General features: G+C 64.7%; 6 protein-coding genes. 4 read left to right on the forward strand and 2 right to left on the reverse strand.

Translation table 11 applies throughout. The features are described 5' to 3' along the window. The first annotated feature begins 146 nt into the window (after window positions 1-146). The 4 genes from EOD07_RS17445 (at window position 147) to EOD07_RS17465 (ending at window position 4,838) form a co-directional block, all read left to right on the forward strand. Entirely contained in the window at window positions 147-1,244 is a 1,098-nt protein-coding gene (locus EOD07_RS17445; protein WP_245470194.1) for a branched-chain amino acid ABC transporter permease, read from the forward strand. Next, a complete protein-coding gene (locus EOD07_RS17450; RefSeq protein ID WP_127236351.1) occupies window positions 1,231-1,959 on the forward strand; it encodes an ABC transporter ATP-binding protein in 729 nt (242 codons plus the stop codon). Before EOD07_RS17445 ends, EOD07_RS17450 begins: the two co-directional genes overlap by 14 nt. After that, complete coding sequence (locus tag EOD07_RS17455) at window positions 1,956-2,711, forward strand: ABC transporter ATP-binding protein (RefSeq protein ID WP_127236352.1); 756 nt, start codon at window positions 1,956-1,958, stop codon at window positions 2,709-2,711. The genes EOD07_RS17450 and EOD07_RS17455 overlap by 4 nt, the downstream gene beginning before the upstream one ends. Before the next feature lie 657 nt (window positions 2,712-3,368). Further along, window positions 3,369-4,838 carry an acetyl-CoA hydrolase/transferase family protein gene (locus EOD07_RS17465; protein ID WP_127236356.1) on the forward strand — a complete coding sequence of 490 codons (1,470 nt, stop codon included), beginning with the start codon at window positions 3,369-3,371 and terminating at the stop codon, window positions 4,836-4,838. A 132-nt stretch (window positions 4,839-4,970) separates the two neighbouring features. Here EOD07_RS17465 and EOD07_RS17470 read toward each other — a convergent pair whose 3' ends face one another. Together EOD07_RS17470 and EOD07_RS17475 are read right to left on the reverse strand one after the other, a co-directional pair. Then, window positions 4,971-5,783, reverse strand: coding sequence for an NAD(P)-dependent oxidoreductase (locus EOD07_RS17470; RefSeq protein ID WP_127236353.1), 813 nt, complete (start codon window positions 5,781-5,783; stop codon window positions 4,971-4,973). 3 nt (window positions 5,784-5,786) lie between these two features. After that, on the reverse strand, window positions 5,787-6,547 hold a 761-nt coding region (locus EOD07_RS17475), incomplete at its 5' end, for an aminotransferase class I/II-fold pyridoxal phosphate-dependent enzyme (protein WP_127236354.1).

The raw sequence follows: 6,547 nt of genomic DNA on the forward strand, positions 1-6,547 counted from the left end.
GGTGCTCGGCCTGGTGGACGGCTTGAGCGCCGGCTACGGCTATCCGGAATGGACCGACGCCTATTCGCTGGTCGTGATGATCCTGATCCTGGTGCTGCGGCCGCAGGGGCTGCTTGGCGGCACGCTCGGCCCCAAGGCGTCGTGAGATGTCGATGCCTGTGACCGACAACAGCGCCGGCACGACGGGCGCCGCGCCGGGCCGAACCAGGGCCTCGCATCGTCTCGCGCTTTTGACCGCCGACAACGCTTCCGTTCCCCTGCCGGCGAGCGTGCAGGCGATAACGGCGATCCTGCTGGCAGTGCTGCTCATCGCATTGCCCTGGCTCGGCCTCGGCTACCGGTTTCTGTCGATCGCCATCACCACGCTCTATACGGCGATCGGACTTTACGGCCTCGGTCTGCAGTTCGGCCAGGCCGGCATCATGTCGGTCGGCCATGCGGCACTGATGGGGGTCGGCGCCTATGCTTCGGCCATCCTCTCCGTCCAACTCGGCTTGGGCTTCTGGACGTCGCTGCCATTCGCCATGGCCTTGTCGGCGATCGTCGGCGGCGTCATCGGCCTGCCGACGCTGAGGGTCGGCGGCCAGCATTACATCATCATCACCTTCTGCTTCTGCGCCCTGTTCGTCATCGTGCTGACCAATGGCGGCACCTTCACCGGATCCGCGACCGGCCTCGATGTCGGGTCGGTGACCCCGTTGCCCGGCATCAATTTCGACAAGCTCTCCAACAATTACTACCTGGTCCTGGCGGCGCTCTTCCTGGCGCTTGCGGCAACCTATCTCATCGGCATTTCCCGCTATGGCCGCACGCTGCGGGCGATCCGCGAGAACGAGCAACTGGCGCGCTCGGTCGGCATCAATGTCGACCTGCACAAGCTTGGCGTGCTGATGGTTTCAGGCCTGTTCGCAGGCCTCGCCGGGGTGCTGCAGCTCTATTACCTGCGCCACATCTCGCCGACCCTGTTCGGCGCGTTCCCGAGCCTTTACCTCGCGCTGATGGTCATGCTGGGCGGCGCCCGCTACCTCTACGGGCCGCTGATTGGCGCCGTCATCGTCAACTTCCTGCCCGAGGTGCTGAACCTCGATCCGGTCGATTCCCGCATCGCCTACGGCATCTGCCTGCTGTTGGTGATCCTTCTGCTGCCGGGCGGCGTCGGCGCCGGCATCAAGAACGTCTACTGCGCGTTGACCGGCGGTTCCGGGACGCAGACGCAGGGTGGAGGCTCGAATGGCCGCGCTTGAGGTGAGAGGTCTGCGCAAGCAGTTCGGCGGCGTGGTCGCGCTCAACGGCATCGATCTCGATATCGACACCGACCGGGTCGTGGGCATCGTCGGCCCCAACGGATCCGGTAAGACCACGTTGTTCAACGTCGTCACCGGCGTCCATCCGGCGACAGGCGGCACGGTATTCTGGCAGGGGCAGGACATAACCAATATCGGCGCGCATCGCATTGCGCGAAAGCGGCTGGTGCGGACGTTTCAGCAGGCGATGTCCTTCCCCGGTCTGACCGTCGGCGAAAATGTCCGGATCGCCTGGGAGCAGGGCAGGAGGGGAGGCGGCCGCTGGGCCTCGCCCGGCACGATCCTCGACTTTGTCGGCTTGGCGCCGCTTGGCAGGGCGATTGCGGGATCGCTGCCCTTCGGCAGCTTGAGGCGCCTTGGGCTGGCCGTCGCGCTCGGCGTCTCGCCCGAACTCCTGCTGCTGGACGAGCCGGGCGCCGGGCTGAACGACAGCGAAGCCCAGGCATTCGCGGCGGTCATCGCGCAGCTGCCGCCGCAAGGCATCGGCGTCTGCCTCATCGACCATGACATGGACATGATGGCCGATCTCTGCGACCGCCTCGTCGTGCTCGACTTCGGCACCAAGATCGCGGAAGGCCCGCCGGCAGAGGTGCTCGCCGATCCCAAGGTGCGCGAGGTCTATCTCGGCCCCGACAGGAAGGCGGCCGCGTCATGAGCCTGCTTGTCGTCGAGCATGTCGATACCGGCTATGGGCCCGTGGCGGTCAATCGGGACGTCTCGCTCGCGGTCCACCAAAATGAGATCGTCACCATCCTTGGCCCCAACGGCGCCGGCAAGACGACGTTGCTGCGGTCCATCGCCGGCCTGGTGAAGCCGCGGCGCGGCGCGGTCACCTTCGACGACCGCGACGTCACCGCGCTGCATGCCGACGAGAAGGCAGCGCTCGGCGTCGTGATGGTGCCGGAGGGCCGCCACGTGTTCGCCGACATGAGCGTGCGCGAGAACCTTTTGCTCGGCGCCTACTGCCGCAAGGACAGGGATGCGATCGAGGCCGACATCGCCCTGATGGAGAACTATTTCACCATCCTGGCGAAGAAGCGCGGCGCCAAGGCCGGCACGCTCAGCGGCGGCCAGCAGCAGATGCTGGCCATCGCGCGCGGCCTGATGGCGAGACCGCGCATCCTGTTGCTTGACGAACCCTCGCTCGGACTGTCGCCGTTGCTGGTGTCGGAGCTGCAGGGCATCATCATCGACGTCCGCGAGAAGTTTCGCGCGGCGGTGCTGCTGGTCGAGCAGAACGCCGGGCTTGCGCTCTCCGTGGCCGAACAGGGCTACCTGATGAATTCCGGGCGCATCGTGGCCTCAGGCAGCATCGAGCAGTTGAAGCAGTCGCCGGTCATGCAGGAACTCTATCTCGGCAAAAGGGCACAGCAGAGCCATGGCCCCTCACGGGCGGCGTCACCGTGAGGGGCAAGCCTTGACAATCCGCGCTTCCCTTCGGCCGAGCCACGAGCGCAGCCGTTGAGATCGGCCGTATCGGCGCCAAGCTCGTCGCGCGCAAGGAAGGGCCTGTCTGCTCATTGCGCATGATCTGGCTGTGGTGCGGCAGGCAGCCCAGCGTGTCTACGTCATGTATCTCGGGCGGCTGATGGAGATCGGCGAGAGCGGCGCGCGCTACGACAGACCGTCTCATTCCTATTCCCAGGCGCTCCTGAGTGCGATACGGATACCGATCCGAAGCAGGAACGGGCGCGTCAGCGCATCCTGCTCAACGGCGACGTGCCGAGTCCTGTCAATCCACCAACGGGCTGCCGGTTCCGCACGCGATGTACCGCCGCGCAAGCAGTTTGTGAGATGCCTCCACCAGCAAAGGTCATGGGACCAGGTCATATTGCCGCCTGTCATTTCGCGGGCGAAGTGAACCTCGCTCCCGCCCGACACTGACGCAAGGCGCATCTCGATGCGGTCGCGTCAGTCTCCGAGACGCGCCGGAGCCAGTCCTTATGACAGCCATTTGACCTGAGACAATTTCGTTTCTCTGCCGAAGCTATAGTGAATGCGGTTCAGACACCGAGGAGGACGTCCGTGGAGCGGATTGAACGTCTTGACCTGCGCGCCAAGCTGATGAGCGCTGAAGCGGCGGCTTCCTGTATTGCCTCAGGCAGCACCGTTGGCATGAGCGGCTTTACCGGCTCGGGTTATCCCAAGGCCGTGCCGCTTGCGCTGGCGGCGCGGATCGAGGCGGAACATGCGGCGGGCAATCCCTTTCGCGTGCGCGTATGGACCGGCGCTTCGACGGGTCCGGAATTGGATGGCGCTCTCGCAAAGGCTGACGGCATAGAATTCCGCCTGCCGTACAATTCCGATCCGATCGCCCGCGAAATGATCAATCGCGGCGAGATGGAATATTTCGACATGCATCTGAGCCAGGTTGCCCCCATGGCGTGGCAGGGCTTCCTGGGGCCGCTCGATACGGCGGTCATTGAAGTTGCCGGGATCAGGCCGGATGGCGCGCTGATCCCCTCTTCGTCCGTGGGGAACAACAAGACATGGCTCGATCGCGCGAACCAAGTGATTCTGGAGGTCAACAGTTGGCAGAACGCCGTGCTGGAAGGGATGCACGACATTTACTACGGCACCGCGCTGCCCCCCAATCGCATACCTATCCCACTTGTGCGGCCCGACGATCGGATCGGTGAGCCGTACTTCCGTTGCGACCCCGGCAAGATTGTCGCGATCGTCGAGACGCATGCTCCTGACCGCAACCTGCCGTTCGCGCCGCCGGACGACGTGGCGCGAGCCATAGCCGGGCATCTTCTGGAATTCTTCCGGCATGAGGTGGCGAAGGGCCGTCTTCCCGCATCGCTGCTGCCGATGCAGTCCGGTGTCGGCAACGTCGCCAACGCCGTTCTGGGCGGGCTTCTCGACGGACCGTTCGAGAACATGAGCGCCTATACCGAGGTGATCCAGGACGGCATGCTCGACCTGCTCGCAGCCGGAAAGCTGCGCATGGCTTCGGCGACCGCGTTCTCCCTAAGCCCTAAGGCCGCTGCCAGGCTGAATGCCGAGATGGCGAGCTTCCGTGACAAGATGATTTTACGCCCCCAGGAGATCAGCAATCATCCTGAGTTGATCCGCCGCCTCGGCTGCATCGCCATGAACGGGCTGATCGAAGCCGATATCTACGGCAATGTGAATTCCACGCACATCATGGGGTCGCGCATTCAGAACGGCATCGGCGGGTCAGGCGACTTCGCGCGCAATGCCTATGTCTCGATTTTCATGACGCCGTCCACTGCCAAAGGCGGCAAGATTTCGGCGATCGTTCCACAGGCGAGCCACGTGGACCACATCACCCAGGACGTCCAGGTGATCGTGACCGAACAGGGGCTGGCGGACCTGCGCGGCCTCTCGCCAAAGCAGCGCGCGCAGGTCATCATCGAGAACTGCGCGCATCCCGATTACAAGCCGGACCTGCTTGACTATTTCCGGCGCGCCAAGGCCGGTTCCTATGGCCAACAATCGCCATCGCTGCCCGGCGAGGCGTTGTCCTGGCACCAGCGGTTCATCGATACCGGATCCATGCTGCGATAGCCGGTGCACCGCGCGGCGCCTGCGGCTGCTTCGCGCCTCCATACGGCCATTCAGGCAAACACGGCATCCACCCGGAAATAGGCATCCAGATCATGACTCCGAGGCTATGATCGTGACGCTACAAGCGGCGCGTCATGCCGGCTTGTCGTCAGGATGCCCAAGCTCGCAGAACCAGCCGCCGAGATATTTCACCGACGGCTTGTTCGGGTCGGGTACCGGCGTCTTTGCCTCGACGGCGGCGCGGAACGGCTCGGCACTGTCCTGCGGGATGAACCCCAGGTGGTCCGCGCCGCTGTTGTCGACCATCTTCAGCTTGTTGTCGGAAATGCCGAAGGAGATCGTGTGGCCGACGCGCGGCGCGGTGAGCGAGGCCTCGACCAGGCGCACACAGTCGGCGAAGGAGAGATAGGACCACAGCATGCGGCGGTCGGCGGGTTCGGGGAAGGACGAGAAGATGCGCAGGCAGACCGTCTCGATGCCGAACTTGTCCCAGTAGAGCCGGCTGAGGCTTTCGACGAAATTCTTCGACACGCCGTAAAGGCTATCGGGCCGCACCGGCGCGTCGACGCCGATATGCGCCTCGACCTCATGATAGCCGATGGCATGCACCGAGGAGGCGTAGATGACGCGCTTCACGCCGTGTTTCCGGGCGCCTTCATAGATGTGGTAGGAGCCGCGGATGCTGGAATCGAGGATGGTCTGCCATTCGCATTCGAGCGGCGCGCCGCCGAAATGCACGATCGCGTCGCAGTCCTTGGTCGCGGCGATCGTCGCCTCCATGTCGGCGAGATCGAACACTGCTTCCTCCTCGTGCGGCGCGAGATCGCCGAAGGGTTCGCGGCCCGCCAGGCGGATCGTCTTGGCCAGCGGCACCAGTCCTTTGCGCAGCTGTGAGCCGAGCCGGCCGGCGGCGCCCGTGATCAGGATACGTTCATAATGCGGCATCATTTACTCCACTTGCGCGACGGCGGCGTTGATCCGCGCGATCGCTTCGGTCAGCACCTCTTCGCTGGTCGCGGTCGAGATGCGGAAATAGGGTGACAGTCCATAGGCGACGCCGGGCACCGACGCCACCCGGCCTTCGTTCAGAAGGTAGTTCGCCACGGCCGCATCGTCCTCCAGCACGACACCCTTGGGCGTCTTGCGGCCGATCAGGCTGGCGCAGCCGATATAGGCGTAGAAGGCGCCTTCCGGTGGAGAGAGCGTCAGCCCGTTGATCTTCCCGATGCCGTCGACGACCAGGTCGCGGCGCCGCTCGAAGGCCTTGCGGAAACGCGCGACTTCGTCCTGCGGGCCGTTGAGCGCGGCGACGGTGGCGGCCTGCGCGATCGAGCACACCGATGTGCAGGACTGGCTCTGGATCGTCGACATCGCCTTGAGAAGCGGCGCCGGCCCGGCCGCATAGCCGACGCGCCAGCCGGTCATCGCATAGGATTTGGAGACGCCGTTGACGATCAGCGTGCGGTCCCTGAGCTCCGGGCAGGCCTTGCCGAAGGAGACGAACTCGCGCCCGTCGAACAGGATGTGCTCGTAGATCTCGTCGGAGAGGACAAGCACCTGCGGATGTTTTGCCAGCACCGCGCCCAGCGCCTGGAGATCGGACCCGGAATAGACCGCGCCGGAGGGGTTGCCCGGCATGTTGAGGAAGAGCCACTTCGTTCGCGGCGTGATCGCCTTCTCCAAGAGCGCCGGCGTCAGCCGGAAGCCGG

Source organism: Mesorhizobium sp. M2C.T.Ca.TU.002.02.1.1 (genome assembly GCF_003997225.1).